The organism is Halomonas profundus (genome assembly GCF_020865425.1).
GTDB lineage: Bacteria > Pseudomonadota > Gammaproteobacteria > Pseudomonadales > Halomonadaceae > Vreelandella > Vreelandella titanicae.
Map to the genome: position 1 here is coordinate 3,412,251 of NZ_CP086344.1, position 19,609 is coordinate 3,431,859.

Annotated in this window: 20 protein-coding genes; 10 read left to right on the plus strand and 10 right to left on the minus strand. The window is 51.8% G+C overall.

Going from position 1 to position 19,609, the window contains the following annotated elements; all coding sequences use genetic code 11:
- Positions 1 to 17: 17 nt before the first annotated feature.
- Positions 18 to 647, minus strand: a complete 630-nt coding sequence (locus LMS44_RS15575) for an SDR family oxidoreductase (RefSeq protein ID WP_039859619.1) — start codon at positions 645 to 647, stop codon at positions 18 to 20.
- Between the two features lie 226 nt (positions 648 to 873).
- On the opposite strand from LMS44_RS15575, the gene LMS44_RS15580 reads away from it, so the two are divergent.
- Complete coding sequence (locus tag LMS44_RS15580) at positions 874 to 1,866, plus strand: IS30 family transposase (RefSeq protein ID WP_193054299.1); 993 nt, start codon at positions 874 to 876, stop codon at positions 1,864 to 1,866.
- 329 nt (positions 1,867 to 2,195) lie between these two features.
- Positions 2,196 to 2,576 (plus strand): hypothetical protein, encoded by a 381-nt coding sequence (locus tag LMS44_RS15585; protein ID WP_051052074.1) that lies wholly within the window; start codon positions 2,196 to 2,198, stop codon positions 2,574 to 2,576.
- Between the two features lie 122 nt (positions 2,577 to 2,698).
- Here LMS44_RS15585 and LMS44_RS15590 read toward each other — a convergent pair whose 3' ends face one another.
- Positions 2,699 to 3,388: a VIT1/CCC1 transporter family protein gene (locus tag LMS44_RS15590; RefSeq protein ID WP_009287590.1), complete on the minus strand. Its 690-nt coding sequence runs from the start codon at positions 3,386 to 3,388 to the stop codon at positions 2,699 to 2,701.
- A gap of 179 nt (positions 3,389 to 3,567) precedes the next feature.
- Positions 3,568 to 3,717, minus strand: a complete 150-nt coding sequence (locus tag LMS44_RS15595) for a PQQ-dependent sugar dehydrogenase (RefSeq protein WP_233974233.1) — start codon at positions 3,715 to 3,717, stop codon at positions 3,568 to 3,570.
- A 106-nt stretch (positions 3,718 to 3,823) separates the two neighbouring features.
- On the opposite strand from LMS44_RS15595, the gene LMS44_RS15600 reads away from it, so the two are divergent.
- The gene (locus LMS44_RS15600; protein WP_022522583.1) at positions 3,824 to 4,366 is read left to right on the plus strand and encodes a P-loop NTPase family protein; all 543 of its coding nucleotides are present in this window, start codon (positions 3,824 to 3,826) and stop codon (positions 4,364 to 4,366) included.
- Positions 4,367 to 4,515: 149 nt separating this feature from the next.
- Positions 4,516 to 5,451 (plus strand): glycerophosphodiester phosphodiesterase family protein, encoded by a 936-nt coding sequence (locus tag LMS44_RS15605; RefSeq protein ID WP_009287588.1) that lies wholly within the window; start codon positions 4,516 to 4,518, stop codon positions 5,449 to 5,451.
- Positions 5,452 to 5,508: 57 nt separating this feature from the next.
- Here LMS44_RS15605 and LMS44_RS15610 read toward each other — a convergent pair whose 3' ends face one another.
- Positions 5,509 to 6,402 (minus strand): dihydrodipicolinate synthase family protein, encoded by an 894-nt coding sequence (locus LMS44_RS15610; RefSeq protein ID WP_022522582.1) that lies wholly within the window; start codon positions 6,400 to 6,402, stop codon positions 5,509 to 5,511.
- Between the two features lie 381 nt (positions 6,403 to 6,783).
- Between LMS44_RS15610 and LMS44_RS15615 the strand changes: the two genes are divergently transcribed.
- The 4 genes from LMS44_RS15615 to LMS44_RS15630 are packed head-to-tail and all read left to right on the plus strand — an operon-like array spanning position 6,784 to position 12,167.
- Positions 6,784 to 7,227, plus strand: coding sequence for a hypothetical protein (locus LMS44_RS15615; RefSeq protein WP_022522580.1), 444 nt, complete (start codon positions 6,784 to 6,786; stop codon positions 7,225 to 7,227).
- Entirely contained in the window at positions 7,196 to 8,422 is a 1,227-nt protein-coding gene (locus LMS44_RS15620; protein WP_022522579.1) for a hypothetical protein, read from the plus strand. The genes LMS44_RS15615 and LMS44_RS15620 overlap by 32 nt, the downstream gene beginning before the upstream one ends.
- 34 nt (positions 8,423 to 8,456) lie before the next feature.
- Complete coding sequence (locus tag LMS44_RS15625; protein WP_498945630.1) at positions 8,457 to 11,294, plus strand: bifunctional diguanylate cyclase/phosphodiesterase; 2,838 nt, start codon at positions 8,457 to 8,459, stop codon at positions 11,292 to 11,294.
- A 45-nt stretch (positions 11,295 to 11,339) separates the two neighbouring features.
- Entirely contained in the window at positions 11,340 to 12,167 is an 828-nt protein-coding gene (locus LMS44_RS15630; protein ID WP_161463042.1) for a PEP-CTERM/exosortase system-associated acyltransferase, read from the plus strand.
- A gap of 9 nt (positions 12,168 to 12,176) precedes the next feature.
- Here LMS44_RS15630 and LMS44_RS15635 read toward each other — a convergent pair whose 3' ends face one another.
- The 4 genes from LMS44_RS15635 to LMS44_RS15650 all read right to left on the minus strand — a co-directional run bounded on the left by LMS44_RS15635 (position 12,177) and on the right by LMS44_RS15650 (position 15,362).
- Positions 12,177 to 12,836, minus strand: a complete 660-nt coding sequence (locus tag LMS44_RS15635) for a hypothetical protein (RefSeq protein WP_498945632.1) — start codon at positions 12,834 to 12,836, stop codon at positions 12,177 to 12,179.
- A 153-nt stretch (positions 12,837 to 12,989) separates the two neighbouring features.
- Complete coding sequence (locus tag LMS44_RS15640; RefSeq protein ID WP_161463044.1) at positions 12,990 to 13,955, minus strand: zinc-binding metallopeptidase family protein; 966 nt, start codon at positions 13,953 to 13,955, stop codon at positions 12,990 to 12,992.
- Positions 13,956 to 14,052: 97 nt separating this feature from the next.
- Entirely contained in the window at positions 14,053 to 14,784 is a 732-nt protein-coding gene (nfsA, locus tag LMS44_RS15645) for an oxygen-insensitive NADPH nitroreductase (protein WP_027960062.1), read from the minus strand.
- 98 nt (positions 14,785 to 14,882) lie between these two features.
- Positions 14,883 to 15,362, minus strand: coding sequence for a metallophosphoesterase family protein (locus LMS44_RS15650; protein ID WP_027960061.1), 480 nt, complete (start codon positions 15,360 to 15,362; stop codon positions 14,883 to 14,885).
- A gap of 245 nt (positions 15,363 to 15,607) precedes the next feature.
- On the opposite strand from LMS44_RS15650, the gene LMS44_RS15655 reads away from it, so the two are divergent.
- Positions 15,608 to 16,375, plus strand: coding sequence for a class I SAM-dependent methyltransferase (locus tag LMS44_RS15655; protein ID WP_022522572.1), 768 nt, complete (start codon positions 15,608 to 15,610; stop codon positions 16,373 to 16,375).
- Between the two features lie 89 nt (positions 16,376 to 16,464).
- Here LMS44_RS15655 and LMS44_RS15660 read toward each other — a convergent pair whose 3' ends face one another.
- Positions 16,465 to 18,144, minus strand: a complete 1,680-nt coding sequence (locus LMS44_RS15660; RefSeq protein ID WP_027960060.1) for a methyl-accepting chemotaxis protein — start codon at positions 18,142 to 18,144, stop codon at positions 16,465 to 16,467.
- 129 nt (positions 18,145 to 18,273) lie between these two features.
- Entirely contained in the window at positions 18,274 to 18,840 is a 567-nt protein-coding gene (locus LMS44_RS15665; RefSeq protein ID WP_152419273.1) for a bactofilin family protein, read from the minus strand.
- 195 nt (positions 18,841 to 19,035) lie between these two features.
- On the opposite strand from LMS44_RS15665, the gene LMS44_RS15670 reads away from it, so the two are divergent.
- On the plus strand, positions 19,036 to 19,602 hold the full coding sequence (locus tag LMS44_RS15670; RefSeq protein WP_035538778.1) for a bactofilin family protein: 567 nt from the start codon (positions 19,036 to 19,038) through the stop codon (positions 19,600 to 19,602).
- The last annotated feature ends 7 nt before the right edge of the window (positions 19,603 to 19,609 follow it).

A 19,609-nucleotide genomic window follows, 5' to 3' on the forward strand; every position in this document is an offset into this window, starting at 1 on the left:
TTCCGTGCAAGACGCTACTACTGAATAATCTCACCAATCGAGCGTTTGCCATCCAGCAGCAGATACTCCTGATTGACCAAATCGGGCTTTTGCACAGCGTGAAGTAACGCATGGGCCACGTTGGCTCGTGAGATTTGGTTGTCGCCTGCTTCATCCAGTGAACTGGCAAACTGCTGGCTGGCGGTTTCGTCGGTCAAACGCCCTGGTTTGAGAATAACGTAGGGCATACCGCTGTTGCGAAGGTGGGCATCGGCGGCAAATTTAGCAGCCATATAGGGGCGCAGCTTTTCGGGCGCTTCCATAGGGTTTTCTGCCCGCATAGCGCTGATCATGATGTAGCGGGAGAGACCTTTTTGCTTGGCGATATCGGCGGTACGAATGGCACCAAAAAGGTCAATCATCAAGGTTTTATCCGGCCCGGTGTGGGGCCCTGACCCCGCAGTGAAGACCACTTGGTCACAACCGTCAAAGGCGTGCTCAAACTCACCTTCTAAATCGGCTATCACTGTATCGATACCGTGCTCTTTGAACCAGGCTGCCTGCTCTTCACTGCGAATCATCGCCTTGATGGGCGTGCCCGCTTTTTGGGCCAGTTCGCAAAACTGCTTGCCAATCTGTCCATTCGCGCCAATCACTAACGTTGTCATAACGACTCCTTGTGAATTGCTTATCCTTCTATCAATGCAGGCACTTAGGCGAAATTCAACCCGTACTGATCACTTACCCACAGTGAGCCCCTGCCACCCGAACTCTTCCACCAACGCTTTTAAGCCTGAATTCATAGAATAACTGCAGCACTTTGGATCATACGGTAGAGGCAGGAGGGCCAGCAGCGGTACCCTCTCCGCCTTACCGACCAAAGTGAAGCAGAGTATGGGATACCGACAACTGACCCAGGCACAACGATATCAAATTTTTGCCCATAGGGATGTAGGATTGAGCCAACGTCAGATTGCTCAACAGCTTGGCATTCACAGCAGTACCGTGAGCCGTGAGCTGAGACGTAATTCGGGTGCCAAGGGATATGAACCCGCACAAGCGCAGCGTTACAGCGATCAGAGACGCCGCTCCGCCTGGAAGTGGACAAAGCAACTCCCTAGCCTGATCAATGCCGTAGCTGACAGGCTTAGAGAAGAGTGGAGTCCAGAGCAGATTAGCGGTTTTATGGCGCCGTTGACGGGGATAGGAGTTAGTCATCAATGGGTCTATTCGCTGATCTGGGACGATAAGGCCAAGGGTGGCGATTTGTGGCGACACCTCCGCCAGCCCAAGCGTCGCAGTAAACATCGTGCCCATGCCAAAAGTGCAGGACTAGGCAAGATTCCTAAGCGTGTGGGGATAGAGCATCGGCCACCTGCTATCGAAAAACGCCTCACCATCGGTCACTGGGAAGGCGACACGGTGCTTTATGGGCACAAGCAAGCGGGGATAGTGACGTTGGTAGAGCGACGAAGTGGCTACTTGTTGGCGGCACGTCTGCCAAAGGTAACGGCAGAACTAACGCAGAGAGCCATGGTCCGTTTACTTAAGCCTCGTCGGGGCGCGGTGAAGACGATCACGCTCGACAATGGCTCGGAGTTTGCAGACCACGAGACGGTCGCAAAAGCGGTTAGCGCCTCCGTGTATTTCTGTGATCCTTACTGTTCAGGCCAGCGTGGGACAAACGAGAACACCAACGGCCTGATCAGGCAGTATTTTCCGAAAGGTACAGACTTCCGGAAGGTGACTAATGCAGAGCTGCGACGCGTTGTTCACAAGCTGAACGATAGACCCAGAAAGCGGCTGGGATATCGAACCCCAGCCCAGGTGTTTTTAGGAGAATATTCAGGAGCACTAGAAACCGCAGGTGCTGCACTTATTAGTTGAATTCAGGAAGTAGAGAGGCCGGTAGTTAGCGTCGCGCTCATAGCGGGCTTTTACGCTGGGGTGAATTATCATCAGGGTGTCATCAAGCACGAGTGGTCTATCTAACGGTTTTTTAAAGCGATAGACATGCTTGCGGGAGTTGTGAACCTGGCCTTTCGCACCGTCGGTTAGGTTGTCGCGAATATATGACTCGGTGATTGAACCGGCGGAGCAAGCCGATGGCCCCGCAGCGAGCCGCTGGCAGAATGGCTTAAGCGTAAAACTTGAGATGGTAAAGCTATAATGAATCAGTGAGCGCTTTGCGCCTAGTCGTTACCAGGAGGGGCTCTATGACCGAGGCAGAACGCAGTGTCGGTGTTGATGCGAATAACGATGCTCATACCCGAGCACGTTATATATCGCAAATTCAGCGTATTTCTTCGACGGCTAAAGCAGACATCTCAGCAGGCAGAATCAGTTATCTTGAGGCAGCAGAGTACTGTCATGCGATGCGCAACCAAGTCATGGATGAGTATAGGAAACTGACAAGTGTGCAGGGGCTGGCGAGAGCAGAGCAAATAAAAAAAACACCACCTAGCCTTGCTGCTCTTTTCGAGCGATACGCTCAGCAACTATTTGGTTGTTCGTACGAAAACCTCTCAGTTGAGCAGCAGCAACGCATACACCATGAGATTATTGAGGCTTCTGGCCGCAGCAATGCTGCAGTCTGACCTAAGAACTTCAACGTCGATAATTGCCAGAGATACGCGAGCTGGATGTTGGTGGTGCATCTAAAAGCTTCTCGCTGAAATCCAGCTTTTCGACAAGAACACTACATTCAGCGCTCACGCACTCAAGCCACAACCCCAAACACACGCCCTATGGCAGAAGTTAACGCCATTGCAAGCGCGCCCCAGAACATCACTCTTGCTGCAGCTTTCAAGATAGGTGCACCGCCCACTCGAGCCGCAAGAGCACCCAACAAAGCCAGGAAGAGCAGTGAAAACAGCGCTACCAGAGGAGTCAATAATGATGATGGTGCCCACCAGGCGACCAACAGCGGCAACAGCGCGCCCGTGGTAAAGGTCGCTGCTGATGAGAGGGCTGCTTGAAGCGGGCGCGCTTGACCAGTATCAGTGATGCCAATTTCATCCCGTGCATGGGCACCCAGGGCATCGTTGCTCATCAGCTGTTCGGCGACTTGCCGCGCCAGCTCGGGCGTCAAGCCGCGCGTTTCATAGATAGCGGCAAGCTCTTCCTGCTCTAGTTCATAGTGCTCCGCCAATGCTTTGCGTTCGATATCGAGATCAGCATTTTCAGTGTCCGACTGAGAGCTTACCGAAACATACTCCCCCGCTGCCATCGACATTGCGCCAGCCACCAGGCCCGCAATACCCGCCAGCATAATACCGCTTTGAGTGGTATTGGCTGCGGCTACCCCCAGTATTAAACTGCTAGTAGAAACGATGCCATCGTTGGCGCCCATCACAGCGGCACGCAGCCAGCCGGAACGGTGAGATCGATGGTGCTCTGAATGGATCATGGGCTTTCCTTTCTGTGAGGCGCATCCAAGCCAACAATAGCATCTACGGTCATGAACTATTTTGCTGGCACTACTCGAAGTAGCCTGCCCTCGGAGCTGTCGGTAAGTAGGTACACTTCACCTTCTGGGCCTTACCCGCACATCTCTTATACGCTCGTCTAGCTCACCAAACAGGCCTTCTACATCGCTGGCTTCGCGGCCATTGTTAGATAAACGTACCCGGCGCACCTCTTATTTACCAGCGCTCCTATCAGTATATCGCCCTGCCACTGCGGGAACAGCTCGCCGCTGTAAAGCGCTATCCCCGAGGGGCAATAGAGGGCGTCCATTCTAAAAGTGGTGGTACGGTACCAGGGTACTCATTGACGCCGTATGGTGCGCTTGCTGCCTCTTTGAGCACTTATTAAAATGTCGCGCCACCTAAAGAGAACTCCCATGAAAATTAATGTGGTTGGTACGAGTGGCAGTGGCAAAAGTACCCTTGCAAAGCAGCTCGCAGATGCCTTGAACGCCCCATGCGTCCAGCTTGATCAATTATTCTGGCGCGCTAACTGGCAAGGAGCACCGGACGATGAGTTCTTCGCCGAGCTGGAAGAGGCTTTAGCAGCCTCACCTCAAGAGTGGATACTGGACGGTAATTTTGACCGTACTCGGCATATAAAGTGGCGCGAAGTGGATATGGTGGTGTGGATCGACTACCCCTTTTGGCGAGTATTTAGCCAAGCCCTCACCCGTGCTGTTAAACGCATCATCAGCCAAGAGGAGCTTTGGCCCGGTACAGGTAATCACGAAAGCTTCCGCAAAACATTTCTAAGCCGTGATTCGGTTCTGCTATGGTCACTAAAAACGTGGCGGCAAAACCGTAAACGCTACTTTGCCGATATGGTGAATCCACGCTATGCGCCTATTCAATTTATACGTTTGACCTCTATAAAAGAAGCGCAAGCGTTGGTGAAGAGTCTCAACGTGGGTACCTAGCCCTTAGGTGACTATATAGCCCCACTGCGTATTCGCTTGATGGCTGCTCTCTTCGGCTCTCGATGAATCACCGAACAGTTCTCGTCACTTGGCTTTAACGCTCCAGGCCATGTACGCTTATTGAACGAACATTCAATTAAGGTGCTTTAATGCAACGTCATTCGCTATTCGCCGCAATGTCACTGGGGCTTTTTGCTGGTGCTGCCACAACCACCGCGCTGGCGGAGTCCACACCGTTGGAGGAGCAGCTCAAAGAGCTTGAGTCATTCCAAGTGATCGCCCACCGCGGGGCCAGCGGCCACGCGCCGGAAAGCACCATGGCGGCCTATGAATTGGCCCATGAGTGGAATGTCGACTACTTAGAGCTGGACGCCCAAATCACCGCCGATGGTGAAGTCGTGGTATTTCATGATGACGCCATTGACCGCACCAGCGATGGTGAAGGCAAGATTAACGACTACACCATGGAAGAGCTGAAAGCGCTGGATACCGGCTCTTGGTTCAATGAAGCCAATGCTGATAAAGCAGACGCGGACTTTGCAGGGGCACAGATCCTCACGCTGGATGAGCTTTTCGAGCGTTTCGGTCACGATGCTCGCTACTACATTGAAACCAAGTCACCGCAGCTAAACCCAGGCTTGGAAGAAGCCCTGGTAAAAACGCTGGAAGAGTACGACATGGTCGAGAGTGGCCGAGTATTAGTGCAGTCTTTCGAGCAGGAGAGCCTGTTAAAAGTGCAGGAACTAAACGATGACATTCCGCTAATCCAGCTCGTTTGGTACTACCCCAGTGAAGAGGACGAATCGCGTTTAGTGGAGTGGACTGGTGTGACACCGGGCCCAGCAGAGATTAATGATGAAGACTTCCAGGCGGTAGCGGAATACGCGTCAGGAATCGGAACTAACTATATCTACGAAGGCCAAGAAGTCATCGATGCCGACTTTATTCGTCAAGCAAATGAAAATGGCCTGCCGGTGCACGTTTACACCGTCAATGAAACCGATGAGATGGAGCGTTTGATGGAAATGGGCGCAAACGGCCTGTTCACAAATTATCCAGATCGCTTGCTTAAGCTCGTTGAGTAACCATCGTTTAATGGCATATTACGCCCGGCCTTGGCCGGGCGTTTTTATAATAAGGTTTTACTCAAGCCCAAGCTGCCCCAGTACCTGCTCTACTCTTTTACGATCGCCCGCTTGCAGCGTTTTAAGCGGCTGGGGCAAGCAGGGCTGACTCACCTTCCCGGTGATTTCTGCAATGGTAGCCGCCACTCGCAGGCTACCGCCGTATTCACGGTAGAGTGCCCACAGCGGCTCAAGGCCGTCTGAAAGCGCCTTGGCCTGTTGAACATCCCCCGCCTGAGCAGCTCGGGTTATCGCCAGCGCTGCTCTAGGGTATAACCCGCCGATAACGGAATACCAGGCATCACATCCTGCATTTAGACCGGTGGCTGCTGCCGCGTCGCCGCTGATGCCGATAGTGACATCAGCGGGGATCAGCTTGCGCAACCCAGTCACTCGCTCCTTTGCAGAGTCAATATCATTGTTCACCGGCGGAATTTTGATAGAGCGAACCTGGGGCAGTTGGGCGATTCGCCCATGCAGCTCATCGCTAAATTCAAAATGGGTTGTGCCAGGGTTATCGTACACGCAGAGCGGCACACTCAGCGATTGGCAAACCGTGGCGTATAGATCGAAGACCTCGTCGTCGGTGAGCTTTTGGTAGGAGACCGGCGCTAGCAGCACGCCGCTGGCACCTGCCTGCTGAGCGCGTTCTGCATTAGCCAGCACATCACGAGTACGTAGCGCCCCAATGCCTGCAATGACAGGCGCGCCAACTGCATTTTCAACGCTAAGCTGAATAACACGGGCGCGCTCATCACGGTTTAAATAGGCGTAGCTGCCGGTCGAGCCCAGCACGCCAATGGAATCCACCGCTGCCTCAGCTAAATAAGCAACTAAACGGACAAACTCATACTCATTAATGCCCTGCTCGTTCATGGGGGTTAGCGGGAATGCACTTAGGCCGGTGAACATGGTGGATGATCCTTTTAAGATGGATGGCATTCGCAGTGTCGCACAGACGATTAGCTATTATGTACAAGCATACGGTAATGGAATAGCCACAGCTTATCCTCGTTATTCGTTGACATAACTTTCTGTTATTTTTCTTGAATTGATGTAGTGTTTGCGTATACGCCGTATCGATACGGCACAGTTGCTTGAGATGTGTATCTTTCAGTCATACCATCATGACTGAATATAAAAACAGTCTCGTTAGTGCTGCGAGGGAGAACACGTCATCAATACATACACATTTTCAGCGCAGAGCAGAACGGCACCGCGGGTGAACCTGGCGTTCATCAATCAACCAGTAAGCCACTACCAATGCCATTACCCATTATAAGCGGCTCTCTAATGCGATTGGCCTTACTGGCAGCGACCACTTTTATTGTGTTGGTGGGGCTCGCTTTCGCAACAACGAATGCCATCGCTCGAGAAGCGCCGCTTTTTTTAGTGGCTCACCCTGACGTCACTACCCACTGGCTGAACCGTGATACTACCCGCGCGATTTTCGCCATGCGCCAACGCACCTGGCCGGATGGTCAAGCGGTTAGGGTTTTCGTTTTAAGTAACAACAACCCAGTACATGCTCGCTTTACCAAAGAGCAGTTGGCGGTTTACCCGCACCAACTTCAATTAGCCTGGGATCGCATGGTTTTTTCAGGTACCGGTCAAGCCCCCGACCGAGTAAATGACCAGGAAGAGATGCGCGAGCGCGTCGCCTCAACGCCGGGTGCCATTGGGTATCTTGAAAGGGAGTATCTGGATGATAGAGTCCAAGTCATTTCGATGGAATGAATGCAGAGCCCTTGCCGCTTTGCTAGGCACCGTTGTAATGGGTTTATCTGCTCCTGCCCAAAGCGACGAACACGCTCTGGATACTTTACAGGTACATGGCTTTCTTAGTCAGGCGCTGGTCGTGACTGACAATAACAACTTTTTTGGTCAGAGCAGCCAGGATGAAGGCAGCATAGAATTTACCGAAATTGGCCTCAACGTCTCCTTACGCCCTCATCAGGATGTACTCGTTGCTGCTCAGGTGCTAAGTCGTCGAGCTGGAGGCAATAGCAGCGACGCAGAACCTAAACTGGATTACGGTCTCATTGATTACCAAATGATTTCTGACCAAGGGCGTACGTTTGGTGTTCAGCTTGGTCGGATTAAAAACCCTTTTGGATTTTATAATCAAACCCGCGATGTGGCATTTACCCGTCCCAGCATCTTACTGCCTCAGTCTATCTATTTTGACCGAACACGCTCAATGGCTCTCACAGGTGACGGCCTAACGTTCTATTTGGAACAGAGATTAAGCAACGGAGTACTACGAGGACAGTTTGGCTTAGGAAAGCCTCAGGCTGGTGACGATTTAAGCGATACGCTTCAACTTCAGCGTATATCAGGCACCTTCGATCCTCAGCAGTCTACGATTGCCCAAGTTCGTTATGAACATGATGGAGGTCGTGTCGTTGCAGCGATTAGCAATGCCAACGTGAGATCCCAAATAGAGTCACATCAATCAGGTGTCAGCGACGGAGATTTTTATTTTACACCCTGGGTATTTTCACTCCAATACAATCAAGAACTCTGGAGTGTAACGACTGAATACGCCCTGCGCCGTTCAGGGTTAAAAAACTTCAATCAGTCTTCTGTAAACTTCGACACGACAGGGGAAAGTTGGTATATCCAATACGCTCGGCGTTTTGCAAATGACTGGCAGTGGTTAATGCGTTATGACAGCCTTACCAGCAACCGCGCAGACCGCAACGGTAAATCTTTCGAGGCGAGTACAGGGGGAAGCGTTCCAGCCCATACCCAATTCGCAGATGACCTAACCGTTGGCCTGCAGTGGACGCCGCACCCTCAAGTCATGCTGGCAGGTGAATACCACCATGTCGATGGCACGGGTTGGCTGCCTATTCAGGATAATCCAGATTCATCAGCGACCAGCAGAAGATGGAGCATGTGGTTGTTTCAATTATCGCTGCGCTTCTGACGTTTACCTCGATCCTGGCTAGGACGCTACCGCGATGAAACCATTTACCCTTTTCCGAACGCCCCAACGCCTTAGCCTGACATGGCGGGTCATCGCGTTAAGTAGCCTGCTGCTGCTGGCGCTGGTAACGCTCTTTACCTGGCTAGGCCACGACAATCTTACCCGTCAGTTTCAAGAAAGCCGAAGCCAGCACTATGAACGCCAACAGCGAGAAATTCGTTTAGCGCTAGTTCGCTCATCGGAAAATTTACGTCAGTTGGCAGGGTTAACCGCGGCCTCGGCAAGCTTAGGCTCGCCCTTGCAAGCAGGTAATACCGCCGCAGTTGAGCAAGCACTAGACTCCCAGTGGCCCGCTCTACAGCTTGAGGCGGGTATCGATGAAATATTAATTATTAATACCCAGGGGCAAGTCTTGGGTAATTGGGGCACCGGCAATACACAAACGCAGCTTCCCATTCTGAGTTGGATCAGGCGGGTGATGCACACCGAGCAGCCACTCACTACATTGCGTTGTTCAGCTAGCTGCCAACAGTTCGCTGCCGTGCCGGTGCTAGTGGCGGGAGAAAGCGTTGGTATGGTCGTACTGACCCGCTCGCTAGCCGATGTCACTCGGCAGGCCAAGGAGGTATCTGGCAGTGAAGTCGCACTACTTGTCACCGGGCCCACTGAAGATAGCGGGATGACGGCAACTCGAGAGCTAAAATCATGGAATGGTCAACTGCTAGCCCTCACAAGCGAAGAGCAAACCCTAGCACCTTTGCAGCGAGCGTCAGATACAGCTCCTGTTCGCCGTTTAATGGAAACACCATTAAATCTTGAACATGATGGCAGACATTTAGAACTCAGCGCAGTACGCATGGAAGAGGATAATGAACGTAGCAATGGATACTTGCTGCTGATATCAGACATTACCGAGCAAATTAAGGCAATTAACCAGGATACTCGCACACTCTTGTTCGTAGGCGTACTCGGCTGGATTGCCGCTGAACTACTGCTATTGGTCATACTGCTGGGCCCAATGGCTCGACTGCGTAGAGTCGCTGGATTGCTTCCTGCCCTAGCTGACGGAAAATTTAGCGATATACACGCCGCCATTCCCAACCACCGCCGCCGCATTCCCGACGAGATCGATGTACTTGAGAGCACTACCCTTGAGCTTTCACGCCAACTTGAATTGTTAGAGAGTGAAGTACAAGAGCGCGGTGACCAACTAGCCGAGCGCATTGGAGAGCTAGCCAAAGAGCGAGATTTCGTTAATGGCCTGCTGGATACGGCCCAGGTGTTTATCATTGCCCAGAATGGCACTGGACGAATTAGCTTGGTCAATGAGTATACCCAGTTGATGCTAGGACTTAATGAAGCTTCGCTACTCGGGCGTCATTTTGTTGATGTATTCGAGGCAGGTGCCCCTACCAAGGTGAATACGTTTTCCCATCCCCAGCAAGAGGAGAAAACACTCCGTACGCCCGATCACAGGACTCATACTATCGCTTGGTACCATGCACCGTTACAAACGGGTAATGACGGCAAGGTGTCACGTATATCGGTTGGTCTGGATATTACCGAACGTAAGGCGGCCGAAGCTCGGCTAACGTGGCTGGCCGAACGTGACCCGCTAACGGAACTTTACAATCGGCGCTTCTTCCAACATGCACTGCAAACCGCCCTTGAACGCCCATCGAAGACAAAAGGGGCAGTACTGCTACTTGATTTGAATCAGTTCAAGGAGGTTAACGAGCTGAGTGGTCACCATGTAGGCGACAAATTGCTTCGTGAAGTGGCTGACACCCTCTTCCGCAACCTTGGCCCCCGCGGCGTTATTGCACGCCTAGGTGGCGACGAATACTCCCTCCTATTAGAAGATACCAACGCCGATCAAGCCGTCAGTGTCGCGCAATATATTGTCCAACTATTAGACGGTATCGGCTTCGTTGTGGGTGAGCGGCGGCATCGAGTAACGGCCAGTATTGGTATTGCCCTGTTTCCAACCCATGGCAATACGCCTGCTGACCTAATGGCTAGCGCTGATGTGGCAATGTACAAAGCGAAGGAGAGTGGCCTTCAGCACTGGCATTTACTTTCCAAGTCGGAGAATGCCAAAGACGAACTGCAAGCACGAGTCTACTGGGTTGAACGCATACACAATGCGCTTGAGGAGGATAGCTTCGAGTTGATGGTGCAGCCCATCATGCGTTTGGAAGATCAGGACGTAAAACACCACGAGGTGTTGCTAAGAATGCGCGACGCAGACGGGAGCCTAATTTCTCCCGCGCACTTTATTCCTATTGCCGAACAAAGCGGGCAGATTATTTTAATCGACCGTTGGGTATTGCGACACAGTTTAAAAGCACTTAGCCAATTGCAGGATCGAGGTATCACTCTGGCAGTTAACCTTTCGGGTCAGTCTCTTCACGACGGAGGGTTGAAGCAATACTTGGCAGACGAGCTGACGGCTAGCGGCGCTGATCCTCACCACCTTATATTGGAAGTAACGGAAACTGCCGCGGTAACCGATTTTTCTACCGCCCGTGGCGTACTACAAGCAGTACGTGACCTGGGTTGCCGTACCGCACTGGACGACTTTGGAGTAGGCTTCAGTAGTTTTCACTACCTTGGGCAGTTACCCGTCGACTATATTAAAATAGATGGTTCCTTTATTCGCAGCCTGCTGATTAGCCCTGACAGCCGCGTCATTGTTCGTGCTATTGCCGACATCGCTAAAGGTTTTGGCAAGCAAACCATTGCTGAATTCGTTGATCAAGAAGCGCTATTGCCAATACTAAAGGCCTATGGGATAACTTATGGTCAGGGGTTTCATTTAGGCAGGCCTATAAAAATCATCGAAGCATTTAGTGGAATTAGTGCTCAATAATGGATACCGTTTATACTTAACTCTGGATTTAAATAGGGATAGTACATGAGCTCTTTACCACTGCAAGTGAAGAACAAGGATGCGTCAGCGGTATTTATTACAAGATTCATACAAGAGTTCAAATTCAAACTCTGCATAACTGAGCATGAGAAACAACTGGCTTATCGTTTAAGACATGATGTTTACTGCGAAGAACTTGAGTACGAAGAAGCCAGCGACCCCATAAAAAAACTCGAATTTGATATCCATGACCAAAACTCTATTCATTGTTTGATAGAACACCGCAGAACAGGACTAGTGGCAGGCTGCGTGCGGGTGGTTATGCCTCAGGCCTCCAGACCTCATCCACTTAACCAGCTTCCATTACAATCTTATGGCAGCCAAAGCCTTACACACGCAGAGCTGCATCCCGACAAACTTGCCCAAGGCAGTTACTATGAAATCTCACGACTGGCTGTGAATCGCCTTTTCAGAATAAAACTTAAAGATAGCTCTACTTCTTTAGAAAGCTCGACTACCAATCACAATGTTACTTTTTTTTCTACTGAAGAGAGGCAGCTCTTCCCACTACTAGCCACAGGCCTATTTGTCACCGGCTATGCTTTAGGGAGGCAGCTAGGTAAAATTCAAGTTTTTGCAATGATGGAACCTAGCTTGCCCCGACTTCTTGCTCTGACAGGCTTTCACTTCACCAAAGTCGGCGAAACAATCAACTTCCATGGAAGAAGAAGTGCTTACTACATCAATAAGCAGCAAGCAGAGAGTGGATTAAAGAAATCATTGCTCCCCCTCTACTTGCACATACAGCAAACGCTGGCCCTCCAGCTAGAAGAAATGCTAGCTCAAGATGTCAATACCTCACTAATAACTTGAATATTTTATCTATACCGTGGCCGCGGCGCTTTCTCGATCATCCAACGAAGCAGAACGTCTAAAATCATCAACCGTTACGCTGGTGAATTTCTCTAAGAAAAACACGAGCGTTTCAGGATATTGGAAACGCTCCTCGAAGCGCTCTTGGCCCTCTTGCGAACGCCGTGTCACGCTTGCTCTATAGCCGCCATTAGATTTAGTCACTTTTACGCTATTTTCGCGGCTTCCATCACGTTTAATGGCCGTTAATGGAGAGCTATCGCTTAATAAAACGTCTAGCTGTCGAGCGGCAGTGCGCTCTTCATCAGATGCCCAGAGAGGTTGATCTCGGTCACCATAACGGTAGAGCATAATCACCAGCATGACCGAAAAAATACTGCTGGTCAGCATCCAGGTTAATAAAACGCTCGAAAGCGCCGTTGTCAGCATGATGAACATTTGAACCACAATACCCACCGCCAGCACCCCGGCCAGAGGCCTCCACATACGCGGGTTCATAAACCCGCGCTTGAGGATATACCCCCACAGCCCAATCACCGACAATGCCCCCAACATCAAATGAATGGGGGCAAGTAGTGTTCCTCCTCCAGCCAATATAGCAATTACCCCAATAATCACTATTAAACTGTAGAAAGCAGCTAACAGGTAGTAAGCGCGATCAAGGGTCATATGCAGTCTCCATGCGGGTTAACCGATGGCCTGCGTCGCCATCGATCTTATTGTTAGTTGTTATCGGTTATCTACTTGCGAATAAATCCTTGAAGCTCAGTATAGATGGTCACGGCAATTCTTCACTATTGCCGTGTCAACCTTTGCTACTGGTTATAAACCCTGCGCGCCGCGGCGTAGCCAATCATGAACAAACGCCAGCTTACGGCGTGCCGTCTCTGAGAGCACAAAGGGGTAAAGATCCGGCAATCCCATTGAGCGGTTAACGTGGTTGACCCCGACGGTCAGCGCTGCAGCCACGTATATTAAACGCTCGGCATCTGGCTCTGCATAAGGATCCCACTGCGGGCTAGGCAGCTCCGGCGAAGTGAGATCTGATGCCGCAAAGCTATCGGCAATATCGGTTAAATGCAGCAGATGTGCAGCAGTTTCGGCCCAATCTTCATGGGGGTGCGCAGAGGCATAAGTGGTTAAATAGCGCTCTTTCCAATCAGGCGGCGGCCCATTTTGGTAGTGGTGCTGAAGCGCGGCCTGATAATCCTGACGCTCATCACCAAACATCTCACGAAAGGCACTCAGAAAATCCTCACGTAAGCTAAGCCGCCACCAGAGCATGTGCGAAATCTCGTGGCGCATATGACCAATCATCGTACGGTAAGGCTCTTCAAGCGCTTCACGACGCGTCGTAACTAACACGGGGTCTACTTCGGCCACACTAATGGTCACCACCCCTTCAATGTGCCCCATCGGCACAGGCGTGGGGCCTTCGGCGAGTAGATGGAAAACCGGCGGCGCGCCTGGGTCTTCCGGACGAAACCAGTGCCAACGCCCCAGGTTATCCAAAACCCAGCGTTTAGCCGCTTCCGTTTGTGCCCAGTTCGGAATAGCGTTGGGAAGGCTGGGATCTGGCGCCAGTGCTGTCATCGCACAAGCGCGGCAAAAAGCCCCCTCTTTAGGGGCAATCCAGTTGCAGCCAATAACGTCACGATTGATGCAAAAAGGCGGCATTGGCACAAAGGCCCGGGCCTGAGGGTCGTAGGCAACGGGGGTACCATCTGCGGTTGCGAGATTATCGAACCATAGAGAGCCGGAACCGACGGGATTTGAAAATACGCGCATACGGTAAAGCTCCTGAAAGCGAGGAAAAGAGAACCTCAACCGATTGACTGAGCGTTCTCTTTTCCAAAAATCCTATTAAAATAGTGTGCAGTGCCCTTTATTTCATTTCAAAACCGCGCTTGATTAAAAAATCGCGCATATGAGGGCGCAGCTTATTATCGAACAAAGGCTTGAGATTGCGAGACCAGTCGGTGTCTTTATTACTGCTACTGCGAGCCCGGTAGTAAGCCTGCATGGTCGTATCGAAGGACTCTACCTGTTCGCCGTCTTCAGTGTAGTAGTCTTCTTTCAGAACCGCCTCCACAGGTAAGCGCGGCTTCACTTCAGGCTCTTGATCCGGATAGCCGAGGCACATACCAAACACTGGGTACACGTGCTTGGGGAGGCGTAGCAGGTCGCTAACCTCCTGGGGATTATTGCGGATACCACCAATATAACAGATCCCCAACCCTTCGGACTCAGCCGCCACTGCCACATTTTGCGCCATCAACGCCGTATCCACTGTTGCTACCAACAGTTGCTCGGTCATGCCCCGCACAACGTTTGCACCGGTGCGCTCTGAAGCCTCCGTGGGACGCTTCATATCGGCACAGAAAACTAGAAAGTCTGCACAGGTGGCAATATAACCTTGCCCACCGGCCAGTTCTGCTATCTGCTCACGGTTCGCCTGGTCTTTTACATGGATAACCGTATACGCCTGAACGTGGCTGGAGGTCGCTGCCCCCTGCCCGGCTTGGATAAGCTCCAGCAGCAATTCTTTCGGGATCGGCCGGTCGCTAAATTTACGGATCGAACGGTGGGATTTCAGCAGCTTAATAACGTCGTTCATGGAACCTCGCTTATCTTGATAACGCTTATTTAAAACAGCTAACTAACAGGGTAACAGATTTGTACAACATGACAGGATTGCGGATGGCGTTAACATGGCTATAGCAAATGCATGATCGCGCCCCGTACGCCATATTGATCTATCCATAATTTGCCTAGGGTAATCGGCAGTTTGAATCGCCGCTTTCCCGCCGCACCTGGGTTGAAAAGCAGCATTCCCTCCTGGTATTCATTGCGGGGCTTATGGGAGTGGCCATGCAGAAGTGCATCGCAAGCCAACCTCGGGTCGTAATCCTCTAAGCGGTGCACAAGGCGCAGGTGCTTCTCGTTCACAATGATGTCCTGATGTGTCGGTAAACTCGTCGCCCACGCCGCCGTATCGATATTGCCCTTAACGCAATGCACCGGCGCCAGTGTCTCCAAACGCTGCAAAATCGTTTTATCTGCCTCTTTGCTACCTACATCCCCCAAGTGAAGAATGAGCTCGCACCCCTGCAGCAGACAAAGTGCCTCATCACGCAGCAAACCGTGGGTATCGGCAATCACTCCAACGGGAGAATTAACTCTATAGCAAGGCATAGATGGGCTCATTAACAACCTCTTCCAGCGGCTAAATGGTGTCATTCTAGCTTTTTTTACTAGACCACTATTAAAAGTTGCTTATCAAGGCCGATATCTAAGTTATCAAATAGATAGTGCTGGCGAGTCATTTATTATGATTTTCATTGGCTATCTAATAAGTTAGGCACCAGCAAGCTATACTGATATGGCTATACGTTGATAACTGAATTTTGACGGAATAATAACGACGCCAGGAAGCCGATATGACCCATACCCCTCAAAATGCACCCGGGCAAGAGTGGAATGCCAGCGACTACGCCCAGAATGCTAATTTTGTACCTAAGCTAGGCAGCGAAGTGGTCAAGCTGTTAGCGCCTCAACCCGGCGAACGTATTTTGGATCTTGGCTGCGGCGACGGCTCTTTGACAGAGCGCCTTGTGCAACTGGGCGCTGACGTTCTCGGTGTTGACGCTTCAGAAGAGATGGTAAATGCCGCCCGCCAACGGGGCATTACCGCTCGCGTTGTTGATGGCCACCAACTGCCCTTCGACCATGAGTTTGATGCGGTATTTAGCAATGCGGCGCTGCACTGGATGCTTGACCCTCAGTCGGTACTCGCAGGCGTTAAGCGTGCATTGAAGCCGGGAGGCCGGTTTGTGGCTGAGTTCGGTGGTCATGGCAATGTCGCCGCTATTTGCACCGCGCTGATTGCCGCTCTCCAGTTTCGGGGCATTAGCGCCCGCGGCCGTCATCCGTGGTATTTCCCGACCACCCATGAATATGGCCATCTGCTGGAAACCGTCGGTTTCAAAGTAGAAAGCATTGAGCTGATCCCACGCCCGACTCCGCTGCCCACCGGCATGATTGGATGGCTTGAGACGTTTGCCAGCCCGTTCTTACATGGGCTCGACGAGGATGTGCGCGATGCCGTGCTTGAGAATACCATGACGCTGCTGGGCCACAGCCTACGCGATGAGCAAGGAAACTGGACGGCAGATTATGTGCGTCTGCGTGTTTCTGCTCGCGCGTAAGCGATAGCTGCCTCTGAGGTGTGCTGAGATGTAAAAAAGCTGCCGATGATAAGTGCGCTTGTCACCGGCAGCTTGTAGTTAATTCAGACCTAGAACTCATCCCATTCATCGACGGCCTCTTTTTTACTTTGCGTCGCCTGCTGGCGTGGCGCTGGCTCAATGTGGCCGTCAACTTGTTGCTGCCGAGTAGCGCCCTTATGCGTCAGCGCAACAGCGCTTGCAGCACTCTCATCAATGCGGAAGGTAGCCATCAAGTCGGCCAGCTCGCGGGCCTGCCCCTCTAGAGCGCTAGCCGCCGAGCTGGTTTGTTGCACCAGCGCAGCGTTTTGCTGGGTGACCGAATCCATTTCAGTAAGAGCAGCGTTAATCTGCTCAATGCCACTATTCTGCTCCCGCGTCGCGGTCGAAATTTCGCCCATCAGAGTGGTGACTTGACGAATCGCATCCACTGTTTGGTAAATCGTCTGTCCACTGCGCTCCGCTTGTTCAGCGCCGCCGTTAATTTTCGTGGTGGTCTGCTCGATCAGGCTACGAATCTCTTTGGCCGAGTCAGCACTTCGCGTCGCTAGTGAGCGAACTTCACTGGCCACCACGGCAAAGCCACGACCTTGTTCGCCTGCACGCGCGGCTTCAACCGATGCATTGAGCGCTAAGATATTGGTTTGGAAGGCAATAGAGTCAATCACGCCGATAATATCGTTTACCTGGCTCGCACTGGCCGCAATCTCACGCATGAGTTGCACCGTGCGCTCCACCTCTTCACCACCTGTCTCCGCCGACTGTGACGCCGCCACCGAGAGCTGATCCGCTTCTTCGGCCGTTTCAGCATTTTTACTTACCGTCGTCGACATCTCCTCCATGCTGGAAGCGGTTTGCTGAAGCGCGGAGGCCTGCTGCTCGGTTCGTGAAGAGAGATCCTGGCTTCCTGCAGAGATATCACCCGCCCCGCTGAAAACCTGCTCGCTACTGCCTCTCAACGCTATCACCAGCTGTTTTAACTTCTCCTGCATAGCCGCTAGGCCACCGAACAACTGACCAATTTCATTACGGCCCCGATCTTCAATTTGACCTGTCAGATCGCCATCGGCAATCCGTGCAAAGTGCTCACTGGCACGCCGAAGGGGCCTTACAACGCTACGCATCATTGCCCACCGAATGACCACCACGGCCACCAGTGAAATCACTAAAAGGGTAATCGCAATGACGCCAATAGTCGTCGCCAAGCGATTGACCTGCTGAAGGACGCTAGCGCCACGCTCTTCGGTATAAGCAATAAAACCGCTCATGGCCAGATCCAGCTCGGCGCTTAATACTCCCAGTTCCTCCTGCCTGCGCTGGATTTGGAAAGGGGCAGCCTCGAGCAGTGGCGAAATGCCCTCTGTCACAAAGGCATTGTAAGCGCTGATAATCGCATCACGGTGGGGTGCAAGTGTGCCTTCAGGATTGATTGGCACAGCACGAAACTCATTAAAACGTGCCTCTGCCTCAGCTACCGCCTCTGCAGCCATGGCAAGGCTCTCCTGCCCCTTTTCTGGATTACCCTGAGTGCTAAAACTTGCCGAGCGGTCTAAAAACGTTTGTGCTCTGAGTGCATTGACTTGCGTGCGGTTGGCTAAATTCGTCAGCCGCACGTTGGTAGCCGTCAGTTCTTCAAGCGCCTGAGAGCTATTGTGATTAGCAAAAAAACCAAGACCACTGATCAACCCAATCATAAGCACCAGCAGGGCTAACGCAGCAGTCAGGCTCCATTTAATAGAGAGGTGCTTCATCCCGTTGATCCCTTTTTCGTTTATAAGTCATTTAATTAGGTATCGGCCAGGTTAAAACCAACTGAAGCACTGCAGAGCGAATCTAGACGTTGGTATAATAAATAGCGTGACAGATGTAGCAGCTAGCGGTTAAGACACCATGGCAATTTTGTGTAGGTTGACCTTCTTAGCCACATCCACCTGGAGCCAAGCTCCCGCCATGCACTCTAGGCTAGGCGCCTCGACTATCCCCTGAATACGCGCCCGAGACAGCAGTGTGGCTTTAGTGTTGGCTTTAAGCGTACCGACCATTTTTCCGTCAATATCGACACTGTTGCCTTCAAGATACGATGCGACGTGGCCAGAGGCAGTCACAGAGACAGGATGATTAGGCGCAATAAGAGTCCCCTCCAAACGGCCCTTAATGAGCACAGGCTCATCGGCGATCACTTTGCCTAAAATATGAGTGGCTGACCCAATTCGGCTGCCACCTGGCATGCACTGGATGGCGGGAGACGTCACAGCGGAGGCTTCTTCAGGTGGCGACATTGCTTCAAAGGGGTGTTCTGAGATGGAAGCGGAATCCACTGCAGGCGCTTTGTGTGGTCTCCCTGCGGCGCTTAAAGCGCGCTGTTTTAGCTTACGGCGCTTGCCATCCCATACGATCAGCGTCATTACGCCAACGCCCAGCACAATAAACCATACTTGAATGCCCATACCGCTTCCTGCCGCTTTAGATGTGGTTGCCCCAGCTAACGTTATACTCGCTCTTTTATATTGCGGCGGCGTGAATAAGCCCACTCACTTGGCTTAACTCCAGGCTTTGAGACAGTAACAAGCCGATTAAGGTATTCAATGCTCAATACCACGCACCCCAAAGGCGCTCTGGCGTCATTCACTAGGAGCCACCCTATGTTTAACAAAGCCAAGAATGCCCCACCTGAGAATAAGGCTGCGGCGCTAACGCCACCTGATACACGCTCATCAGCAACACTAGGCACGCCAACCAGCAGTGCACGACCAAGCCTCTCCGTTATTGGGGGTCATACGCAAGTGGAGGGAGACATTAATAGCGATGAGGATTTGACGGTAGAGGGACGCGTAAGCGGCATTATCACATGTAAACAACACACCGTGACGCTAGGTGCCAATGGCTATATCAACGGCGATGTATTTGCTCACACACTGCATATATCAGGCGAGGTAACCGGAAACCTGGTGGCACACCACCGCGCAACCATTCATAAGGGAGCCCAGGTTTCAGGCACTATTGTTGCCCCCTGCCTGGTACTTGAAGATGGCAGCGTTTTCCACGGCAGTATCGATATGAACCCCGACAACGATGTGCTGAAAAGTGCCTTTAGCGACGCTATCGGCAGCATGACTAAAACCTCGCCAAAAGCAACCGTTGAAAAGCATTCAACCACGAGTGCGAACGCCGCAGAGCATGACACCACAGAAGCAAAAGCTAACGATTAAGCCGCTT

Bases quoted from the DNA above. Each gene is read 5' to 3' on its own strand.
- LMS44_RS15575 (WP_039859619.1), bottom strand. From the start codon at position 647: ATGACAACGTTAGTGATTGGCGCGAATGGACAGATTGGCAAGCAGTTT.
- LMS44_RS15580 (WP_193054299.1), top strand. From the start codon at position 874: ATGGGATACCGACAACTGACCCAGGCACAACGATATCAAATTTTTGCC.
- LMS44_RS15585 (WP_051052074.1), top strand. From the start codon at position 2,196: ATGACCGAGGCAGAACGCAGTGTCGGTGTTGATGCGAATAACGATGCT.
- LMS44_RS15590 (WP_009287590.1), bottom strand. From the start codon at position 3,388: ATGATCCATTCAGAGCACCATCGATCTCACCGTTCCGGCTGGCTGCGT.
- LMS44_RS15595 (WP_233974233.1), bottom strand. From the start codon at position 3,717: ATGGACGCCCTCTATTGCCCCTCGGGGATAGCGCTTTACAGCGGCGAG.
- LMS44_RS15600 (WP_022522583.1), top strand. From the start codon at position 3,824: ATGAAAATTAATGTGGTTGGTACGAGTGGCAGTGGCAAAAGTACCCTT.
- LMS44_RS15605 (WP_009287588.1), top strand. From the start codon at position 4,516: ATGCAACGTCATTCGCTATTCGCCGCAATGTCACTGGGGCTTTTTGCT.
- LMS44_RS15610 (WP_022522582.1), bottom strand. From the start codon at position 6,402: ATGTTCACCGGCCTAAGTGCATTCCCGCTAACCCCCATGAACGAGCAG.
- LMS44_RS15615 (WP_022522580.1), top strand. From the start codon at position 6,784: ATGCGATTGGCCTTACTGGCAGCGACCACTTTTATTGTGTTGGTGGGG.
- LMS44_RS15620 (WP_022522579.1), top strand. From the start codon at position 7,196: ATGATAGAGTCCAAGTCATTTCGATGGAATGAATGCAGAGCCCTTGCC.
- LMS44_RS15625 (WP_498945630.1), top strand. From the start codon at position 8,457: ATGAAACCATTTACCCTTTTCCGAACGCCCCAACGCCTTAGCCTGACA.
- LMS44_RS15630 (WP_161463042.1), top strand. From the start codon at position 11,340: ATGAGCTCTTTACCACTGCAAGTGAAGAACAAGGATGCGTCAGCGGTA.
- LMS44_RS15635 (WP_498945632.1), bottom strand. From the start codon at position 12,836: ATGACCCTTGATCGCGCTTACTACCTGTTAGCTGCTTTCTACAGTTTA.
- LMS44_RS15640 (WP_161463044.1), bottom strand. From the start codon at position 13,955: ATGCGCGTATTTTCAAATCCCGTCGGTTCCGGCTCTCTATGGTTCGAT.
- nfsA (WP_027960062.1), bottom strand. From the start codon at position 14,784: ATGAACGACGTTATTAAGCTGCTGAAATCCCACCGTTCGATCCGTAAA.
- LMS44_RS15650 (WP_027960061.1), bottom strand. From the start codon at position 15,362: ATGCCTTGCTATAGAGTTAATTCTCCCGTTGGAGTGATTGCCGATACC.
- LMS44_RS15655 (WP_022522572.1), top strand. From the start codon at position 15,608: ATGACCCATACCCCTCAAAATGCACCCGGGCAAGAGTGGAATGCCAGC.
- LMS44_RS15660 (WP_027960060.1), bottom strand. From the start codon at position 18,144: ATGAAGCACCTCTCTATTAAATGGAGCCTGACTGCTGCGTTAGCCCTG.
- LMS44_RS15665 (WP_152419273.1), bottom strand. From the start codon at position 18,840: ATGGGCATTCAAGTATGGTTTATTGTGCTGGGCGTTGGCGTAATGACG.
- LMS44_RS15670 (WP_035538778.1), top strand. From the start codon at position 19,036: ATGTTTAACAAAGCCAAGAATGCCCCACCTGAGAATAAGGCTGCGGCG.